Annotated in this window: 20 protein-coding genes and 1 pseudogene; 1 reads left to right on the top strand and 20 read right to left on the bottom strand. The window is 33.7% G+C overall.

Annotation, left to right across the window (positions count from 1 at the left end; all coding sequences use genetic code 11):
- The first annotated feature begins 129 nt into the window (after window positions 1-129).
- Window positions 130-1,368: a S8 family peptidase gene (locus tag THYS13_RS13195; RefSeq protein ID WP_042834998.1), complete on the top strand. Its 1,239-nt coding sequence runs from the start codon at window positions 130-132 to the stop codon at window positions 1,366-1,368.
- A gap of 13 nt (window positions 1,369-1,381) precedes the next feature.
- On the opposite strand, the gene THYS13_RS13190 is transcribed toward THYS13_RS13195, so the two are convergent.
- The 20 genes and pseudogenes from THYS13_RS13190 to THYS13_RS13105 form a co-directional block, all read right to left on the bottom strand.
- A complete protein-coding gene (locus tag THYS13_RS13190) occupies window positions 1,382-1,795 on the bottom strand; it encodes a HutP family protein (RefSeq protein WP_042834997.1) in 414 nt (137 codons plus the stop codon).
- Between the two features lie 17 nt (window positions 1,796-1,812).
- Window positions 1,813-2,502: a DUF554 domain-containing protein gene (locus THYS13_RS13185; protein ID WP_042834996.1), complete on the bottom strand. Its 690-nt coding sequence runs from the start codon at window positions 2,500-2,502 to the stop codon at window positions 1,813-1,815.
- A complete protein-coding gene (locus tag THYS13_RS13180; RefSeq protein ID WP_042834995.1) occupies window positions 2,503-3,396 on the bottom strand; it encodes a DNA-3-methyladenine glycosylase in 894 nt (297 codons plus the stop codon). It abuts the gene before it with no gap.
- Window positions 3,397-3,542: 146 nt separating this feature from the next.
- Window positions 3,543-4,934, bottom strand: coding sequence for an NADPH-dependent glutamate synthase (gene gltA / locus THYS13_RS13175; protein WP_042834994.1), 1,392 nt, complete (start codon window positions 4,932-4,934; stop codon window positions 3,543-3,545).
- On the bottom strand, window positions 4,924-5,775 hold the full coding sequence (locus THYS13_RS13170) for a sulfide/dihydroorotate dehydrogenase-like FAD/NAD-binding protein (protein ID WP_042834993.1): 852 nt from the start codon (window positions 5,773-5,775) through the stop codon (window positions 4,924-4,926). The genes gltA and THYS13_RS13170 overlap by 11 nt, the downstream gene beginning before the upstream one ends.
- A 1-nt stretch (window position 5,776) precedes the next feature.
- Window positions 5,777-6,607 carry an Asp23/Gls24 family envelope stress response protein gene (locus tag THYS13_RS13165; protein WP_042834992.1) on the bottom strand — a complete coding sequence of 277 codons (831 nt, stop codon included), beginning with the start codon at window positions 6,605-6,607 and terminating at the stop codon, window positions 5,777-5,779.
- Between the two features lie 392 nt (window positions 6,608-6,999).
- Window positions 7,000-7,131: a cyclic lactone autoinducer peptide gene (locus tag THYS13_RS14035; RefSeq protein WP_072967242.1), complete on the bottom strand. Its 132-nt coding sequence runs from the start codon at window positions 7,129-7,131 to the stop codon at window positions 7,000-7,002.
- 252 nt (window positions 7,132-7,383) lie between these two features.
- Window positions 7,384-7,968: an accessory gene regulator B family protein gene (locus THYS13_RS13160; protein WP_042834991.1), complete on the bottom strand. Its 585-nt coding sequence runs from the start codon at window positions 7,966-7,968 to the stop codon at window positions 7,384-7,386.
- On the bottom strand, window positions 7,961-8,824 hold the full coding sequence (locus THYS13_RS13155) for a sensor histidine kinase (protein ID WP_042834990.1): 864 nt from the start codon (window positions 8,822-8,824) through the stop codon (window positions 7,961-7,963). The genes THYS13_RS13160 and THYS13_RS13155 overlap by 8 nt, the downstream gene beginning before the upstream one ends.
- 19 nt (window positions 8,825-8,843) lie before the next feature.
- On the bottom strand, window positions 8,844-9,554 hold the full coding sequence (locus tag THYS13_RS13150; protein WP_042834989.1) for a LytTR family DNA-binding domain-containing protein: 711 nt from the start codon (window positions 9,552-9,554) through the stop codon (window positions 8,844-8,846).
- A 21-nt stretch (window positions 9,555-9,575) separates the two neighbouring features.
- On the bottom strand, window positions 9,576-10,034 hold the full coding sequence (locus THYS13_RS13145; RefSeq protein WP_042834988.1) for a hypothetical protein: 459 nt from the start codon (window positions 10,032-10,034) through the stop codon (window positions 9,576-9,578).
- Between the two features lie 122 nt (window positions 10,035-10,156).
- A pseudogene (locus THYS13_RS14995) lies at window positions 10,157-10,306 on the bottom strand (butyrate kinase); the annotation flags it as partial.
- Between the two features lie 8 nt (window positions 10,307-10,314).
- Window positions 10,315-11,127, bottom strand: coding sequence for a methyl-accepting chemotaxis protein (locus THYS13_RS13140; RefSeq protein WP_042834987.1), 813 nt, complete (start codon window positions 11,125-11,127; stop codon window positions 10,315-10,317).
- 37 nt (window positions 11,128-11,164) lie between these two features.
- Window positions 11,165-12,145, bottom strand: a complete 981-nt coding sequence (locus THYS13_RS13135; RefSeq protein WP_042834986.1) for a 3-oxoacyl-ACP synthase III family protein — start codon at window positions 12,143-12,145, stop codon at window positions 11,165-11,167.
- A gap of 16 nt (window positions 12,146-12,161) precedes the next feature.
- Complete coding sequence (locus tag THYS13_RS13130) at window positions 12,162-13,058, bottom strand: alpha/beta fold hydrolase (RefSeq protein ID WP_042834985.1); 897 nt, start codon at window positions 13,056-13,058, stop codon at window positions 12,162-12,164.
- Window positions 13,059-13,171: 113 nt separating this feature from the next.
- Window positions 13,172-14,380 (bottom strand): triacylglycerol lipase, encoded by a 1,209-nt coding sequence (locus THYS13_RS13125; RefSeq protein ID WP_042834984.1) that lies wholly within the window; start codon window positions 14,378-14,380, stop codon window positions 13,172-13,174.
- Window positions 14,381-14,429: 49 nt separating this feature from the next.
- Window positions 14,430-15,725 (bottom strand): acetyl-CoA hydrolase/transferase family protein, encoded by a 1,296-nt coding sequence (locus tag THYS13_RS13120; protein WP_042834983.1) that lies wholly within the window; start codon window positions 15,723-15,725, stop codon window positions 14,430-14,432.
- A gap of 38 nt (window positions 15,726-15,763) precedes the next feature.
- The gene (locus THYS13_RS13115; protein ID WP_042834982.1) at window positions 15,764-16,792 is read right to left on the bottom strand and encodes a 3-oxoacyl-ACP synthase; all 1,029 of its coding nucleotides are present in this window, start codon (window positions 16,790-16,792) and stop codon (window positions 15,764-15,766) included.
- A complete protein-coding gene (locus THYS13_RS13110; RefSeq protein ID WP_042834981.1) occupies window positions 16,768-17,607 on the bottom strand; it encodes an alpha/beta fold hydrolase in 840 nt (279 codons plus the stop codon). The genes THYS13_RS13115 and THYS13_RS13110 overlap by 25 nt, the downstream gene beginning before the upstream one ends.
- Window positions 17,608-17,678: 71 nt before the next feature.
- Window positions 17,679-18,950 carry an ABC transporter substrate-binding protein gene (locus THYS13_RS13105; RefSeq protein ID WP_042834980.1) on the bottom strand — a complete coding sequence of 424 codons (1,272 nt, stop codon included), beginning with the start codon at window positions 18,948-18,950 and terminating at the stop codon, window positions 17,679-17,681.
- Window positions 18,951-18,959: the final 9 nt, after the last annotated feature.

Raw genomic sequence — 18,959 nt, 5'->3', positions numbered from 1 at the left:
TCTATGTGGGTCTTTAAAGACCTACTACATAATATGACATAACTTTGTATGGTGACACTTTTTTTAATTTCCACTAACAAATTTTTATATTTCACATATTGTGTTAATAGCATGAAAGGAGGTATGCTAATGAATCTAATTCCATTATTTGCTTTTTCTAAAATAGCAAAGGAAATTTATGTCTCAAATAAAATCGATAAAAGGCTTTTAAAAAAAGCATTATATCTAAGAAGTGAATGTGTTCCTGTAATTTTGTATTCCCATTTACCTTATGACATTTTAAAAGAAAAAATCGAAAAAATAGGAGGAAGCATAAAATTTGAACTACCAATTATAAAAGCCTGGTCAGTAAATTTACCTTGTGATAAATTAAAAAATTTTGCTACATTAAAAGGAATTCATTTTATAGCAGAAGACTCCGCTGTTAAGTTGCAGCTTAATATTGCCACTCAAGAAATCGCCTCTCGAAAAGTTAACGACCTAGGCTACACCGGTAAAGGAGTAACAATTGCCTTTTTAGATACTGGAATATATCTTCACCCTGATTTTACCAAGCCTAAAAACCGTATAGTGGCATTTCACGATGTAGTAAATGGAAAAAAACAACCTTACGATGACAATGGCCATGGCACTCATGTAGCTGGGGACGCTGCTGGAAATGGATATGCTTCTAATGGCAAATACAAAGGCGTAGCTCCAGAAGCTAATATAGTAGCAGTAAAAGTATTAGATGCCTATGGTAGAGGTTTATCCTCTGACATCCTTGCTGGAATGCAATGGATTTTAGACAATAAAGATAAATACAATATACGGATAGTTTCTCTATCAATAGGTGAAACTCCATCTCTTCCTACTTTCTTAGATCCTTTGGTAAGAGGAGTAGATACTCTTTGGAGAAATGGATTAGTAGTAACTGTTGCAGCTGGAAACTCAGGTCCTAATTACAACACAATAACTTCTCCTGGCACCAGTAAAAATGTCATAACTGTAGGAGCAGTAGATGACAAAAGAACCTCCGACATAAGTGATGACGAAATAGCTCAATTTTCTGGAAGAGGTTCGCCTTATCTATACAAACCAGACATAGTAGCACCAGGTGTAAAAATAGTCTCTACTGCATCGGGAAATGTACCTGTTGGCGCAGATGAAATTATGATAAATAAAGCATATAGAACAGCAACAGGAACTTCCATGGCAACTCCAATGGCAGCAGGAGCAGCAGCATTGTTACTAGAAAAAAATCCTCATTTGACCAATGTGCAAATAAAAAATATATTAAAAGCAACAGCTACAAAAATTGACGAGGCAGGTTTATGGACCCAAGGTAGTGGAATGATAAATATAGAAGAGGCGTTAAAAAAAGTATGAGGGGGTTAACCCCTCATTTTAATGACCTATGTCCTAGTCCAATTGCCACTTCATTTAAGTTTAGCATCCCCACAGCAAAAAACACACAAACACAAAGATGCTCGTCAGCATAGGCAATGCCTATTTTCCCACCTACATTAAGTCCCATAGCTTTGTTCATGACTTGTATAGCAGCCTCGTGCGCAGCCCCTGCTACTGCTCCTTCTGCAGCGTGTGTGTCTTCTATAATTCCTTCTCTTTTAGCCGCTACTACCGCTCTTTCAATAATTTTAGATATAGAATTTACATATTCGCCACCATAGTCAACAGCTGCAACTTTTACTCCATGTTGCCAATATTTGTGTTTTAAACTCTCTTCCTCTTCTCTTGTAGACATAGCCATTTTAACTGCAATTCTGGCTACATCGATGCTTTTTAGTGGTTTCATATCCACACCGCCTAAAATCATTTTATAATATTTAGTAAAATATGATAAAAAATAGGTATAAAAATAGCTGGCAGCAAATTCCCCACTTTTATATTCTTGATCTCTAACATATTCAAAGAAATGGCAAATATCAATATTCCTCCTACAGCTGTCATGTCATCAATAACTGGTTTTATCAAAAGCTCTTGCAAAAAAGATGCACCTAATGAAATAGAGCCTTGATACAAAAATACCGAAATCGCTGAAAAAACAACTCCTATTCCAAAAGTGGAAGCAAAAATTATTGAGGAAATTCCATCTAGAACAGATTTAGCAAATAGTATACTGTGGTCTCCTGAAAGTCCATCCTTCAAAGCACCTACAATCGCCATAGCACCAATGCAATAAACTAAACTTGCGGTCACAAAGCCTTTGCTAATTGTAGAACTGTTATCTTTACTTAATTTTTTTTGCAATGTATTTCCAAACTTATTTAAATATTCTTCAATATTTAAGGCTTCTCCTATAATACCACCTATTACAAGACTCACGATCACTACCATTAAATTATTAAATTGAAGGCCACTAGAAATCCCTATTATCATCACACTTAAGGCGACACCCTGCATGACTATATTTTTAAACCTTTCCGGAATTCCTACTTTAAGAAAAGTGCCAATAGCACCACCCACAATTATTGCAATTGAATTTACAACAGTTCCTAACATTTATTTCTTCCTTTCGTTAAAAATTTTTTTCCCCATCTCCCTACCATAATAGAATAAATACTGTTGAGCAAAACCAGACAAATCTCCAAACTTATCTATCGCAAATAACTGAATTTCTAAAGGAGTTCCTTCTCTTTTCAAATACAAATATTCAACAATTCTTTTTATCCATACATCTGTAGGAAAAGTATCATACCTGCCTATAGAATACAAAATAACACAATCTGCAACTTTGGGACCTACCCCACTTATACTCATAAGAATATCTCTTATCTCATTAGTACTGTATTCAAACAATTTCAAAAGATCTATTTCTCCAGAAAAAACTTTAGAAGCCGCGTCCAATATATATTTCGCCCTAAAACCACATTTTGTCTTGGCAATCGTCTCAACATCAAACATAACTAATTCTTCTGCTTTAGGAAAAGTATAATAGACTTTTCCTTTGTACTCAATGGGCTCTCCAAATGAACTGGCGAGATTTTCTATAACTTTTTTTATTTGGGGTATTCTATTATTTTGTGAGATTATAAAAGAAACTAGAGTTTCCCATGTATCTTGGCGCAAAATCCTTATACCTTGCCCATATTGAATTGCTTCTTTTAATATAGGATCTTTTGAAAGGCTTTCTTTTATTTGTCTGTAATCCCTTGCTAAGTCAAAATAATCAAACCAAATGTCATAAAAGTCATTTAAATCTGTATTGTCAATTATCAACATGTCTTTTTCCAATTTCACGTTTATAACTTTATCGTAGGCAACTCCTGTATAGCTCCCATCCTCTTCTTCATTCCATCTAAAACACTGTCCACATTCAAAAGTTTCCTTAAGATTAAAATCTTCAATCCCCCTTACAATTACCTTTGTCCCCTTTTCTTCCACACTATATTTCATCTTCCTCACCCACATTGAGTTTATTTACTTACTAACTATCATATTTCTCTATCCTGTTAATTATTATTATATAATTTTTTCTGTACAAAAAAAAGCCAAAACCGGCTTTTTATTTTTTTATTAATACAAGTTAATAATTTTTGTCTTTATTTTTTATCTCTCAAATATTCATCAATTGCCTTTGCCGCCTGCTTTCCAGCACCCATTGCAAGTATTACAGTTGCTGCTCCTGTTACTGCATCTCCACCAGCAAAAACACCCGGTTTTGAAGTTTTACCTGTTTCATCAGCAATTATGCCGCCCCATTTTTGAATCTCGACATCTTTTGTGGTGGAAGGAATCAAATTATTAGGGCTTGTTCCTAATGCCATAATCACTGTATCTACCTCTATTGTAAACTCAGAGCCAGGTATTTCAATAGGTCTCCTTCTTCCTGAGCTATCAGGCTCACCTAATTCCATTCTTATTACGTCCATACTTTTTACCCATCCATCTTCTGTCCCATTTATCCGTATTGGATTAGCTAAAAACTCAAATTTTATGCCTTCTTCAATAGCATGCTCTATCTCCTCCGCCCTTGCTGGCATCTCCTCTTTTGAACGCCTGTATACTACAGTTACTTCTTCCACACCATCAAGCCTTAGAGCAGAGCGAGCAGCATCCATTGCAACATTCCCTCCACCTATTACAGCTACTCTCTTACCTACTACAATAGGAGTATCATATTCAGGAAATTTATATGCTTTCATAAGATTTATTCTTGTCAAAAATTCATTAGCAGAATAAACACCATTCAAGTTCTTGCCCGGAATATCCATTAACTTAGGAAGTCCAGCACCTGTGCCAACAAATACTGCTTCAAAGCCTTCTTCCTCCATCAATTGGTCAATCGTAACTGTCCTTCCCACAACCACATTAGTTTCAACTTTTGCACCTAATTTCTTTAATCTTTCTATTTCTGCTTCCACAATTCTCTTGGGTAATCTAAATTCGGGAATCCCATAGGTCAAAACTCCACCTAAAGCATGCAAAGCCTCAAAAATTGTAACATCATAGCCCATTTTCAGAAGGTCTCCTGCACAAGTAAGTCCTGCAGGTCCTCCTCCTATTATAGCCACTTTTTTATTTTTCTTCTCAGGCTTTACTTCTTCTTCAATATTATTTTGAAGGGCATAATCAGCTACAAATCTCTCTAATCTTCCAATAGCAATAGGTTTGCCAATTTTATTTAATACGCAATTCTTTTCACACTGTTCTTCCTGCGGACATACTCTGCCACAGACGGCAGGTAAACTATTTGTGCTCTTTATAATTTTATACGCTTCTTCAAATTCTCTTTTAGTGATTGCTTTGATAAATTCAGGTATTCTCACATGGACGGGACACCCGGCCACACAAGTAGGTTTAGGACATTGTATACACCTTGAAGCCTCTAGAATTGCTTCCTCCTCTGTATAACCTAGTGCTACTTCATTAAAATTTTTCCTTCTCTCTTTTGGATCCTGTTCTTTCATAGGCACTCTATCTTTAACGGCCATGGTGATCACCTCCATGATGTTGTTCATACAATTCTAATGACACTTTTTCTTGCTTTTTAAACATATTAAGCCTTGTCATGGCTAAGTCAAAATTCACAAGATGGCCATCAAAAATCGGCCCATCCATACATACAAACTTTGTATCGCCGCCAACCTCAATTCTACAAGCGCCACACATTCCTGTTCCATCTACCATCAATGGGTTCATACTGACTATAGTTGGTATATTGTATTCTTTGGTTATTTTGCAAACATTTTTCATCATTATGACAGGACCAACTGTAATGATATAATCTATTTCTTTGTCATTTTCCAATACTTCTTTCAATACATCTGTTACAAACCCTTTTTTCCCTAAAGTACCATCGTCTGTAGCATAATATACTTTATCACAGACAGCCTCCATCTCTTTCTTGAAAATTACATATTCTTCACTTCTACCGCCAAGAATTGCTTCAACTCTATAACCTTCTTGATGTAATGCTTTTAATTTAGGATAAAGGGCTGGTATACCTACACCACCACCCACGCCTAATATTTTTTTAGCTTCCTTAGGCACCTCCATAAAATTCCCTAAAGGCCCCACAAAATCTAAAATATAATCTCCTTCATTGAGAGTCCCCAATAACTTCGTCGATTTGCCAACCTCTTGAAATACAATTGTAACTGTTCCCTTTTCAGGGTCATAATCTGCAATAGTAAGAGGAATTCTTTCCCCTTTATCATAAATTCTAATAATGACAAACTGACCAGGTTTTGCACTTTTCGCAACTCTTGGCGCTTCAATATCCATGAGTTTGACAACAGGATTTAGTATCTCTTTTCTCACGATTTTGTACATATCACACACCCTTTTCTCCAATATTTATTTTTTCTATATGCAGATTTTTTACATAAATGTCCATTTGTAGGACATTTAAGGCCGTCATATACTCCAATTGTTTTTTTATATTTTTCATAGCTTCTTTTAATACAGGGACAATTTGGTAGCCATATCTCATCGTAACGTCTACCTTCAAAATTATTCCTTCAGGTTTTTTTTCCGTCAAAACCCTATTAACTCTGTAAACTTCACTAAACAGAATAAGTTCGTGAGCCACTATTGAATTTATAACACTTTCAGAAATGGTGTATTTCCCTAAGTAGCTGTAATTAGGCCTTACTATTGTCTTTTCAAAATAACCACCTTTATTTCTTCTAAAAATCCTGAGCGGATCTAAAAAATAGCCTGAGAACTGCTTTTTAACTTCAAAAGTTGGAACAGGGATAACATGTTTTCCCTCCAATAGCCGTTTTTCACGGGCTATTTCAATCTGTTTAGGGGGAACTACATCTTTAATATATATCCTTACACTCACTGGTGGAAGCCCCAATTTTTCAGCTATAGCATCCACCATTTTATCAGAAGTACCTATTATGAGGATTTTATCCGGTTTCGCCTCTTCAATAGCTTTTTTTACTTCCTCTACATGCGTAGGATCAGTAAATAATGCTCTTTTTATGGCTCCAATTTTTGTAGCCTCTTTTTTAGCAGAAACTCCTGCAATAATGTTACTACCTTTTATTAAAATTCCATCATCAATGATATACCTAATGCCATACCTGCCAGCAATAGAAGAAGCATGATGGCTTTTACCCGTCCCACTTTCTCCAACTAAAGAATAAACCTTCAACAGAATAACCCCCTAAAAATGCAATATAAAAATCAACCAATAATCTTTTGAATTGTTTTACAATATTAATTATACGGTTTTATATAAATTTTTCAATCACAAAAAATAGTATTGATTTAACATGTTATTGAAAAAGTCAGCTATATATACCCCCCTATCCTATACCCCGTTCAAAGGTTATTATAACTTTCTTACTATTTTAAAGTCAAGACTATCCACTTAAATCTTTTTCATCAATTCTATTATTTAAGCAAAAATTATACCAACAATTTTTTAAAATACTAAAATAAAAAGTGCCGAAAACTCGGCACAAAATCAATTTAAATCTATGTAAAAACTCAGGAAAATGTTGAAACCCACGAGGGAAGGGTAGAAAAGATCTTTGAGATATATTACTTTTTCAACAAAACATCAGGAACTTGCGGCTTATAAAACCAGCCGATGCAAGCAGAACTTGCAAGTCCCAATGTTCCTATAAATGTAAGCAGTGTTCCTAACAATGATAGTGGGTTAATTCTTTTCATTCAGTTCACCTCCCACTCATCTTTATTTAATTATACAACATTTAAAAAGCTTTGTGTGGATTTCGGAACGAAAGTGTCATTTTTGGGAACGAAAATGCATTTTTCGCCTAAATATATCCAAATATTTACATAAAATCCCATTTTTTTATGTAATAAATACAATATATTCCTTTAAAAACCATTAATTTTTTGTATAAAAATATATTATTTGCTTATATTTACATAAAAAGGTTGAAAAAATAAAAAAATTTTTTATATCCCTGCTTTTTTAAACAACGTATCTGCAATGTTTACTATAGTTTCTCCTAATGTAGTCCTCATAACACCTTGTAATGTAAAACCTATAGATACTAAAAACAATATTTTAATATAGACTATTGAATTGGCAAAAAATAAAAAAATATTTATACCAACTAAACTCAGAATTATAACCCTGTAAAATTTATTATCCTTCACTATCGCTAAAACTATAAAATATAACAATAGGCTTGTAAAAATTTTAAATTCTAAAGGAAAATGTATATCTACAAATTTCGCTAAAACAGCAAAAGGTATAAAATAAACTGCCGTAAAAGTTACACATCTATTATAGGTTGAACAATGAGCCCCTCCTGTATTTATCCTCAAAAAAAGAGCAGAAATCATTATTACTACAGTGTAAAATCCAAACCCCAATATTAAAGAAATAGCATAAACTAAAGTAAATTCAATTATTACACCTAAAATTAAGCTTATACCATATTGTATTTTTGCAATTTCAATATCCGTTAAATTTTGAGTTTTAAACAGTCTTTGTGTTAACTTCTCAGCTAACTTTTCGATATTAATTTTAATCACCCTCCAGAGAAAATTTGGGAATTTCTACAATAACGTCAAAGTAACCTCCATCGGTTTGTACTTCTATTTTACCGCGATACTTTTCTACTATATTTCTAACAATATACAGTCCTTCTCCTCTGCCTCTACCCTCTTTTGTAGAAAACCCTTCTTCGAAAAAGATAGATGGTTTTAGATTTGTTTGAAAATTATATTTATTTTTTATGTGAAATGTGTAATCTATTGGGTCTTCTTTCATCTCTATAATTATGTATTTATCTTTTCCCATTTCATCACAAGCCTCTATTGCATTGTCTATTAAATTTCCTAAAACCGAAACTAAATTAAGCACGTGTTTTTTGCTGCACTGGATTTGTGTATCACATTTAAAATCCACTTCAATATCTTTACTCTTAGCATTACTTATTTTCGAATAAAGCAATATATCAATTTCATTTACACCTGTGTTTATCGTCACTAAATTTTTATCAATTTCTTCCATATATGAAGACAAATAATTCTCCAGTTCACTATATCTTTTTTCCTTGACTAATTCAGAAATGATTATCAAGTGATTTTTAATATCATGGTGATTTTGCCTATAGATACGATTTTGTTCCTCTATGTATTTAAATCTAATACTATTTATCAAAAATTGGCGTTCTTCTTTATTTTTAGCATACAGCTCTCTTAACACAAAAATAGAAAACCCATTCAGTATAAAAATTAAAATTCCTATGAAAATCCTAAACAACTCTTGATTTTTTGGTTGAAATACATCAAGACTTTTCATAAAATTGTTGTTTACTAGTATTACTATCAATACCATTTGCACTACATAAATCATCATCGCATTTTTGTAACTATCCTTAAACATAAAACCTCTTCCAATCTAATTATGATTTGTAAATAGCTTTTATTCTCCTCCTAAATTCTTCATACAATTCTTTAGAGAGATAAGCCTTATAATTTGAACCTTTAAAACGTATCTCAAAGGAAGTCCTATTGTTATCTTTTAACAGCTCAACTTTAAAGAGGTTCACTAGAAAAGACCGATTTGTTCTAAAAAACATGCTACTATCTAACAATTCCTCTATTTCTTTTAAAGAGTAATCACATATAAATTTTTCTTTTTGGGTATAAACTATGCTCCTTTTTTTACTGGCTTGAACACAATAAATTTCCTTTGGATTCATAAGCTTTACTCCATCTTCCGTCTTAAAAGGGATAACATTTTCTACTTCCAAAAGTTTTTTCTTTATCCTATCTAAAGTTTCTCTCAGCCTCTTCTCATCAAGAGGCTTCTCAATATAATCAGAAGCATAGAGTCTCACAGCATCTTTTATGTATTCCTCAAAAGAAGTAATAAAAATTATTTCTAAAAAAGGCATGTATTCTCTAATCTTTTTCGCCACCTCAATGCCCGATATTCCTGGTAATCCTATATCTAAAATGGCAACGTCCGGTTTAATTTTAATTAATGCTTCTAATGCGTCATTTCCGTCTCCCGTAGAATATTCAACATTTACACCTTCCATTGTTAAAAGAATTTTTATGAGTTCTTTTTTAAAATTTATATCGTCTTCTGCAATGACTACTCTTAACATATAAATTCATCTCCCAATACATTACTCTGTAAACAGATAAAGTTTATATTTGCGTATAGCAAAAGAAACCAAAATTGCTATTAATAATTGGGGTAAAAAACACTCAAATCGTAAGACATAGTTCTTCAATAAAATTACAGGATCTATATCAAATAAAAATTGAATTGCCGTAACATTTAGATATTCTATTATTAAATAAATGGAAACAGATAAAATAACACTCATCATACCTTTAAAAAAGTCCATAACTTTAAATACCAAAAACAAAATCATTAATACCCCGATATAAAGTATAACATTTACAATATAACTACTGACCAATGGCCTTATAAAGTACAATATGATTCCAGTAAGTAAGCTTATATACAAAATCTTTCTTGGCTTAAACTTTACTCCCCCTAAACCAAAAGCAATACTTATTATAACTGCTGCCTCTGGTACTGAAAACAAAAATACTTCCCAAATCGTCAACTTATCCATTTTTCTCGCCTTTCTACTTTACATAATCTCAAATATAATTGTAATTTTTATTAATTATGATGTCAATTAAAATTAAAAAAACTGACAAGAGGACCAACATAAGCCTCTTATCAGTTTTCATTTTATACATATTCTTTTGCCTTTTCTTCACCGTTTAAAACTCTCAAAGCCCCTTGAGCTAAAGCTAGCATTTCCTCTTCTCCCGGATATACATAAATAGGTGCTATAAAATTTACTCTATCTTTTATAAGTGTTACAAATTCCTCACTATATGTCTTATTTAATAAAGTCGCGTTTTATTGTAAAGTTCCTCAAACATTTTGTTTATTTCTTCAAGTTCACTATTCGCATTTTCTATAAGTTTATATAGATTCACATTTGTATTCTTTATTTCTTTCATATTTTTATCAATTTTGTAACTTATTTCTCTAAGTTTTATAAGTACATTGTTTATAGATTCTACAGAGTCTTTGGTTGACATAGATAATTTCCTTATTTCATTTGCAACTATTGTAAACCCTTTGCCACTCTCACCAACTCTCGCAGCTTCTATTGCCGCATTTAAGCCCAATAAATTTGTTTCTGAAGAGATATGTTTAATAAAGTCTATAAGCTCGTCAGTAGATTGAGCATTATTTTTTGCATATTCTGCAAGCTTTGAGGCTTCATCGCTTATTTCAGATACATTTTTTGAAATTAGAAATATCTCTTGTATCATAGAGTGAATCTGCTGCAATGAAGAAAACACTTTTTCAGTTATATTTGCTATCTCATCCTGTTTTGCTGTCGATTGAAATATACTTACTCCTCCTGTTATTACACCGTTTTCTATCAGCGGAAATGCTATAGCAATATATGGGAAACCATACACTTCGCTTCCCACTCTTCTAACAATACGTTTTCCACTTTTTATTGCTTCATATATAGCGGTACCCTCTTTTAAAGGATCTCCTATCTTTATGTTATGATTAATTTTTTTACCAGGTAAATATAATACGCATTCATTAACATCACATATTGATATACCTAGATCCTCTGTTGTCATTATATTAATAAAAGGTGCTATTTTTTTAAACGCATCAATAAGGGTCATTTCATCACCCCATATTATTCACCAAGATATGCACTGCTTAATATATAAAAGCTGATGCAGCCATAGAAAATCCTACTCCTGAACCTACAAAAACAATTAAGTCTCCTCTCTTTATCCTATTATTTTTTACTGCATCATCTAAAGCCATAGGAAGACAAGCTGAACCAGTATAGCCGTACTTTTCCATAATAGTAGTTGCTTTTGACCGGTCAAGCCCTAATGTATCCATAACCTCTAATATTACCGACTTATTTATCTGAGTAAAGAAAATATGATCAATATCTTCAACTTTATAACCCGCTCTTTCCACAACTTCCTTTACAAGAGGGGGCCACATTTTAAGGTTTCTATCTGGAGGAAGAGGCTTGAAAGATATCAAAAGCTGGTCTTTAGGATTGTCTTTTCTAAACGGATTTTTTGCTCCACCATCATATATACCCAAAAAATCATACTGTGTACCATCACCTATAAATTTAGATGCTAAAAATCCAGCATCTTCTTCTGTTGAAGTAAGTACAACCGCTCCACCACCATCTGCAAATATAGCAGAAAGTCCTGGTGTATTATAGTCAATAAATTTGCTCATGTTATATGCACCAATAACTAAGACTTTATTTAATGAATCATCAGCCATAATCATTTTTGATGCAACTGCAAGAGAGCCTGCAAATCCAGCGCAAGAAGCATTTATATCAAAAAAGCCAGCATTTATTGCTCCAAGCCTTCCTTGTACAATTGCAGAAGTTGGAGGAGTAATATACTCGTGAGTATCCGTTGATAAAATTATCAAATCGATGTCCTTTGCTGATATATCTGCCATTTCTAAGGCCCTGATAGCTGCTTCATAAGCAAGATCTGCAGTGCTTTCATCTGGACCAGTTATATATCTTTGTAGTATTCCAACCTTATTTTCAAAATTTATGCTTATTGGCTCACCTATTCTTTTTGACAGTTCTTCATTTGTTATCAAATTCTTTGGGTGATAACTTCCCACTCCTATGATTCGCGCCCTTCTCATATATTCATCTCCTCCTCTATTTCTCAATAAAATCTAGCATAACTTTTAATGTTTGTTCTTCATTATCAATAAACACACTATGAGCCGCATTTTCAATAACTACAACATGGGCATTCTCCCCGATTTCTTTAGCTGTTTCTTCGCTATACTCTTTTTTTACGATTACATCATATTCTCCCCATAATAACAATACAGGCATCTTTAGATTGTCTACTTCTCCTGTGCCCATGACCACACCATTATGAAAGTGAGATATATTAAAAATCTGAGTTGCCCACGCACAATCAGGATAATTTCTTACTGTAAAAATATCCTCTATGAGCTCTTTGTAATATTTTTCTTCAGGCTTTTTATAGTTAAACACAGCAGAATCCCAAATATTTTTCATTATTTCTCTGTTTCCCGATCTCAATGCATAAACTATCGGCAAAACTTGTACTTTATCATTAAACACTTCTTCTTTTGTGTTCCAATATTCACCCGGTATCACTCTACCTTCTTCATCTTTTTTTGTAAATGGTATACCTTTGCAAGATGGTGAACTTACAAGGATCAATTTTTTTACTGCATCAGGGTGGTCAGCCGCTAGTTGCATAGAAATCACTCCGCCCATCGACCACCCTACAAGAATAAACTTTTTGATATTCATTTCTTGTGAAAAAAGCCATATATCTTCAGAAAAATCCCTCATTGTTTCAATAGGCTTGTTATATGAAGAGATTCCTGCTCCTCTCAAATCTACTGCATAAAGTTTAAAATTTTCAGGAAATCTTTGCATAAATTTTTCCCAATATTTTGATGAAACTAAATTACCATGAACAAAAATTATTGCGTCTTTTCCTCCTTCTCTTTCTCTGTAACCAATTTCCTCTCCATTTGGTAAAGCAATTTTTTTATATATTACTCTACACATAAATTTTAACCCCCTTTATTTTTAACATCTACAAAATATAATATTTTAATTTGTTTCCTAGGAAATAAACTGCTTGAAATATAATTTACTTTTGCTAAAAGCAATTCCTTTTCTCATTTTGACAATTGTGCATCTATCCAATCCATAGCTGATTTATCATATGCCAGCTCAAGGTGATTTAAATGGTATACGTCTTTCGCTAAAAGTTTTGCTCCTGATTTTGTCATTGTCGATGTATCAGTAGCACTTTTTACAAATACTAATCCATCACTGGGCCCTGTGGTCTCCCACGGAACACCATTTATATAATTATAATCTCCAGCCAACACAGCTATTTCTACAGAAGGATCTACAGGGGAATTCTGTAATGTATTAATAAGATTCCCACCTTCTTTAATTGCATAATCTATTCCATAGGAGTAACTAGCAAATCCCCAACCTCCATAATAAGTTGTATACCAATCTTGCTGCGTTGTATTTAGAGGATATACACTATCCCATCTTGCTAGCATCTGAAGTTGTCCTGGATAGGCACCACCTTCTGTATATATACTGTGATAGGTGGTATTATACCATAATCCATAAATCAACATATAAGTATAAGGAACAGGTCCAAATCCTCCAGTTGTCATTATACCCCATGCCATATTTGGATTCCTAAAAGTAAAGTCAATTCCACCATTTGGAGCTCCCAGCTGGATATATCTTCTCACATCTTTTCTAAAATCAACTCCCCATGATTCTTTGACATTTGACACGTACATTCTCGCAGACATATTGCCTTTACTATGTGCTATAATATCAACTTTACTTGCTCCTGTTACAGCTTTAACCTTCTGAATCACATCAGCAAGAATCTCTCTTTGAATGTAGTTGTCCCCATGAGGATGCGCAAATGTAACAGCAAAGACTTTATAACCTCTTTGCGAAAGATATTGCATCAAACCAGTAATCGAACCATCCCTTTTAGGATCTGTAAAAAAGTTTGCATCAGAACCAGCACCGTGAACAAGAATTACAGGATATGGCTTTGTGCCTGTATCCCAAGCCGGTGCATAATGGAGCAAAAAATATTGCGAATTTGGTTGAGGATTGTTGTTAAATTCTTTGATGATTTCTGAATCCTTCTGTTGATTATCTGTTATGAATTTTTCTTGTCCTATGTTAGGATTGCTATCCCTTAAAAGTTCCACTTTAGCCCAGTATTTGGAGTCTGTAAAGGTTTTTATTGGTGTTGGGTCAAAATATGATGTTGCTTTATAATGTCCTTGAAATAATAATAACATTATTACCAATAAAGGAAATACTCTTAGCTTCTTCATAAATTGTTCCTCCTTTCTTCATCGTCATTTTATCTTTAACATTCAAATATTACCATATCATAAGCTCTTTAGCCTTTTCCCTGAGTTCATCTCTAAATTTAGGGTGAGCAATGTTTATTAAATTTCTTACTCTGTCTCTTATCGACCGTCCTCTCATTTCTGCAATGCCATACTCTGTAACAATATAGTCTACATCATTTCTTGAAAGAGTCACTGCAGCACCTTCTGTTAGCACAGGAACTATTGTAGATATAGCATCGTTTTTTACAGATGAGTACAGTGCTATTATTGATTTTCCTCCTTTTGAAATTTGTGCCCCTACTGCCGTGTCTGCTTGTCCCCCTGTCCCACTGAATTGCCTTATCCCCAGAGATTCTGAACAAACTTGACCTGTTAAATCTACCTGGAGTGCAGTATTTATAGATACCATTTTATAATTTTGGCCTATTACATATGGGTCATTGACAACTGCACCTCTTTGAAATTCTATTCCCATATTATCATCTATAAAATCATACAGTTTCTTAGTACCAAGTGCAAATGTAGCTATAGATTTTCCTTTCCATAAGGTTTTTTTCTTATTGGTGATTACCCCAGCTTCAAATAAATCCACCATTCCTTCTGTAAACATCTCTGTGTGTATGCCAAGGTCCTTTTTATTTAAAAGTGCTTTTGCCACCGCATTGGGTATTCCACCTATTCCCAATTGAATCGTTGAGCCGTCCTCTACTAACTCAGCTATATAATTTCCTATTATTTTGTCTTTTTCGTTTGGTTCTACAATAGGAATTTCAGGAACAGGAGCATGATTTTCAACAATGAAGTCCACCTGACTTATGTGGATTTGTGTATCACCATATGTCCTTGGGAGGTTTTCATTTACCTCTAAAACAACATAATCAGCGTTCTCAAGAATATCTTTTTCATAAGTAATACCTAAAGATAATGATAAATATCCATGTTTATCCATTGGAGTTGCTGTGCCTAGGAAAAACCTAGGTTTTCTATAGTATAATCTTTTTGTTGAAGCTAAATGAAGATGATTGGGTATAAAAGATACTGTCCCGTATTTATGTGCTTCCCTTAATCCTGCAGTATAAAACCATGATTCAGTAAGAAAATGCCCTTTCATTGATGAATTCATAAAAAATTCATAATCTTTCATTGGAAGACATACAACAACCGTTACATCTTCAACTCTATCTTTTATAGTATGGAGTTTACTTAAAATGCCTTGAGGCTCTGAAGCAGCCATAGCAGAAACAATTTCATCTTCACTGTTAATCTTTGATAAAATTTCTTCAACAGAAACTAACTTTTTCTTGTATAGTTCTTTATGATCCATGTTTAAAACCTCCTGTCATAAAATTTATGCCATAAAACTTATTCTATAGGTCCCCACTTTATTGTAATTGCATCCCATACATAACCTATCCCTGCACTTACCCATACTACTACATCACCATCTTTTATTTTTCCTTCTTCTAGTGCAAGTTGTGTTGAAAGTATCTGGTCAATCTGACCCATATGCCCATAGTTTTCTAAGTAAATCGATTTGTCAGGAGATAAGCCTAGTTCATTTAAAATAAATTCATGAGCAGACCTTTTCATGTGAAGTATAGCAAGATAGCCAATATCGGAAGGTGTATAACCGCTTTTCCTTAGAGATTCTTTAATCACACCTAAAAAATTAGGCATCGATTTTTCTTCAAGGCCTTTTTTCATATGTTCCATATTCAAAACATCTAATTTATACAGTCCTTTATCAATCATTTCATGGCTTACAGGATATTTTGTCCCTCCACCGACAACAGCAACATCTTCAGAAAAGGAACCATCTGTTATAATTGATGCTTCAAGTACAATATTTCTATTATAATTTTTCTTAAGGAGAATTGCCCCTCCTCCTGCAGCAAGGTCATACATGAAAGATACGCGGGGATTTTTATAGTCAATAAAGTCAACATTTCTATAACCACCAGCAATTAAAACAGTGTTGATATTGTCATCTGCAATCATCATATCTTTTGCTATCTTCAAAGCTGCAACTGCCGTACCACATCTCAAAGCCATGTCAAAAGCCCACGCATTCTCTGCACCTATCTCATACTGCAATTTGATACCAGAGGTCCAAAGCAGATATTCCTTATGTTCCTCGCCTATATATATAATGAGGTCTATTTCTTTTGGATCAACACCAGTTCTTTTAAGACAATCTTTCGCCGCTTGTATTCCCATATAACAAGTATGGTCTTCCGGACCCGGTATAGGCTTTCTTATAATCCCAAATTTGGTTTTTATAATTTCTTCAGGTATCCCTGTTTCTTTTGCTATATCTTCAGCTGTCATATATGTCTCAGGAATGTAAAGTCCTGTTCCAACAATCCCTACGTTAATATCCTTTCTTTCCATTTTTCATCTCCTCCTATAGGTTTTGTTAAAAACTCTACAATTTTTTGATTCACTTCCTCTGCTTTTTCTATAAAAAACATGTGTCCTGCATTATCAAAAAATTCAACTTCTGAGTTCTCAATTTTTGAATGCAATAAAAGAGCATTTTCATAAGGTACAATTTTATCGTCTTTACCTGCCATTATTAAAGTAGGAGATTTAATCAAATGAACTCTTGATTCTTCATCAAATGCTAATCCAGCGTAAAATTGTCTTTTATAAGCGTAAAATGGTTGCGGCTTTTCAAATTTCCATTTCACAATCTGTTCAAATTCATCTTTATGAGTAGAAAGATATTCATCGCTAAAACTTAAAGACATAGCAATTCGCAAATTTTCCAGTGCATTACCTGCACCTGCTCCATTCAACATAATGCTAAGAGTAGATAATGGTATTGGCACGATATTTGGTCCTCCATAATGAGTAGAACATAATATCAACCTATCAACAAGAGCAGGATATTCCAAAGCAAGTTCTTGTGCTATATAACCACCCATAGAAACCCCAAGTACGTGAACTTTTTTAAACCCAAGTTCTGTTACCAGAGCCGCTGTATCATCAGCAAACAGCTTAATAGAATATTCCATATCAGGTTTATCAGAATCACCAACACCCCTCAAGTCAAAAACAATAACCTTAAAATGCTTTTTTAACTCATTTATCTGTTTAAACCACATCCATTTCGAACAAGCAAGGCCTTCTATTAGTACAAGAGGTTGACCATTTCCGTGTATTTCATAATATAATTCAATATTATTAACTCTGATTTTGGGCATTTTATAGCCTCCTATCATAAGGTTTTTAGAAAGGGCTTTTTAAAAAGCCCTTTCTAAAATATTAAAAAGTATCACCTAGGTTCAATGTAATCGGTAATTATCTCATAAGTATATTTATTTTCGTTTTTGTATATAGCCTTCATAAAATACATTGCCCTTTGCGGACTATGGTCTGTCTCTGTATAGGTAAGTTTATAAGCAAGGCCGTCATTCCAATCTTTAAATGTCTCCATGGCTTTTATAAAACCATCCCAAGTAAGATTATCGCCAGCTCTTTTTAATCCTTCAACAAAAGTTTGAGCAGCAATCCATCCTGCAACATGATATCCTGAAGGTGTTTCATTAGGAAAATATTTTTTTATTGTATCAAGGAATAATTTAACTTTAGGTTCATTCTCAGTTTTACCATATATTGGGTAAGCCCATCCTGCAACTATTGCTCCATTCCAAGCATCCTTTGCAAGTTTAAACATTGTAAGGTCAGAAACCACATAGGAGGCAAGGAATTGCGGTTTATACCCAATTTCTTTTGCCTTGACAGCAATACCTGCAAGAGGTTTCGCTGTACCAAGGAGTATTACAACATCTCCATTGACCTCTTTTGCCTTTAATACTGGTGTACTAAAATCTACATCAGTTGTGTTAAAAGGAACAGCAGCTTTCAAAAGGTCAGATTTCCCAAGCTTTTCGAGTTGTTCTTTTATAGCATTTAGTCCTTCTGTACCTTGTTCATCGTTTTGATAAATTACTACAATATTTTTCGCATTTAAATTATCAACCGCATATTGTGCTAGCACATGTCCTTCTGTAGTATAATTAGGCTGTACAGGAAAATAATTTTTCTTGAAGGGAATTGCAAACTTACTTGACCCTGAGCCCTGGTATACATCAGGAATTCCCTTTTGAACGATATAATCCATTGATGCAAGCAATCCTGGAGTCCCAAGCGTACCTACAAGAGCAAATACTTTATCTTGTTCAACTAATTCCTGAGTTTTTTGTACTGTTACAGCAGGGTTAAATTGATCATCTTTGTAAATGAGTTCTATTTTTCTTCCATTCACTCCTCCTTGATCATTGATATAATTAAAATACGCTTGCATACCATGGAGCATTGGTGTGCCAATTACTGCTACTGGTCCTGTCAACGCCAGTGTTGTACCTACTTTTACCGTTGTATCTGTCACTCCTTGAGCCAGTTCTTTTTTTGTTTGTTCTTTTTGTGAAGCCGGGGTATTTGCCTGTTCACTATTTTTGTTTCCACAACCTGTTAAAACAACCCCTAATGTAAATATTAAAGCAAACGCTAATACAAACAATTTTTTAATAAACCTTTTTCCCATAATTATCCT

The organism is Thermoanaerobacter sp. YS13 (genome assembly GCF_000806225.2).
GTDB classification, from domain to species: Bacteria; Bacillota; Thermoanaerobacteria; order Thermoanaerobacterales; family Thermoanaerobacteraceae; genus Thermoanaerobacter; species Thermoanaerobacter uzonensis.
Note: the sequence above shows the minus strand (reverse complement) of the source record. Positions and strands in the feature narration are given on the sequence as shown.

Coding starts and splice junctions, on each gene's coding strand:
- THYS13_RS13195 (WP_042834998.1), top strand. CDS start 130: ATGAATCTAATTCCATTATTTGCTTTTTCTAAAATAGCAAAGGAAATT.
- THYS13_RS13190 (WP_042834997.1), bottom strand. CDS start 1,795: ATGAAACCACTAAAAAGCATCGATGTAGCCAGAATTGCAGTTAAAATG.
- THYS13_RS13185 (WP_042834996.1), bottom strand. CDS start 2,502: ATGTTAGGAACTGTTGTAAATTCAATTGCAATAATTGTGGGTGGTGCT.
- THYS13_RS13180 (WP_042834995.1), bottom strand. CDS start 3,396: ATGAAATATAGTGTGGAAGAAAAGGGGACAAAGGTAATTGTAAGGGGG.
- gltA (WP_042834994.1), bottom strand. CDS start 4,934: ATGGCCGTTAAAGATAGAGTGCCTATGAAAGAACAGGATCCAAAAGAG.
- THYS13_RS13170 (WP_042834993.1), bottom strand. CDS start 5,775: ATGTACAAAATCGTGAGAAAAGAGATACTAAATCCTGTTGTCAAACTC.
- THYS13_RS14035 (WP_072967242.1), bottom strand. CDS start 7,131: ATGAAAAGAATTAACCCACTATCATTGTTAGGAACACTGCTTACATTT.
- THYS13_RS13155 (WP_042834990.1), bottom strand. CDS start 8,824: ATGTTTAAGGATAGTTACAAAAATGCGATGATGATTTATGTAGTGCAA.
- THYS13_RS13150 (WP_042834989.1), bottom strand. CDS start 9,554: ATGTTAAGAGTAGTCATTGCAGAAGACGATATAAATTTTAAAAAAGAA.
- THYS13_RS13145 (WP_042834988.1), bottom strand. CDS start 10,034: ATGGATAAGTTGACGATTTGGGAAGTATTTTTGTTTTCAGTACCAGAG.
- THYS13_RS13140 (WP_042834987.1), bottom strand. CDS start 11,127: ATGACCCTTATTGATGCGTTTAAAAAAATAGCACCTTTTATTAATATA.
- THYS13_RS13135 (WP_042834986.1), bottom strand. CDS start 12,145: ATGAGAAGGGCGCGAATCATAGGAGTGGGAAGTTATCACCCAAAGAAT.
- THYS13_RS13130 (WP_042834985.1), bottom strand. CDS start 13,058: ATGTGTAGAGTAATATATAAAAAAATTGCTTTACCAAATGGAGAGGAA.
- THYS13_RS13125 (WP_042834984.1), bottom strand. CDS start 14,380: ATGAAGAAGCTAAGAGTATTTCCTTTATTGGTAATAATGTTATTATTA.
- THYS13_RS13120 (WP_042834983.1), bottom strand. CDS start 15,725: ATGGATCATAAAGAACTATACAAGAAAAAGTTAGTTTCTGTTGAAGAA.
- THYS13_RS13115 (WP_042834982.1), bottom strand. CDS start 16,792: ATGGAAAGAAAGGATATTAACGTAGGGATTGTTGGAACAGGACTTTAC.
- THYS13_RS13110 (WP_042834981.1), bottom strand. CDS start 17,607: ATGCCCAAAATCAGAGTTAATAATATTGAATTATATTATGAAATACAC.
- THYS13_RS13105 (WP_042834980.1), bottom strand. CDS start 18,950: ATGGGAAAAAGGTTTATTAAAAAATTGTTTGTATTAGCGTTTGCTTTA.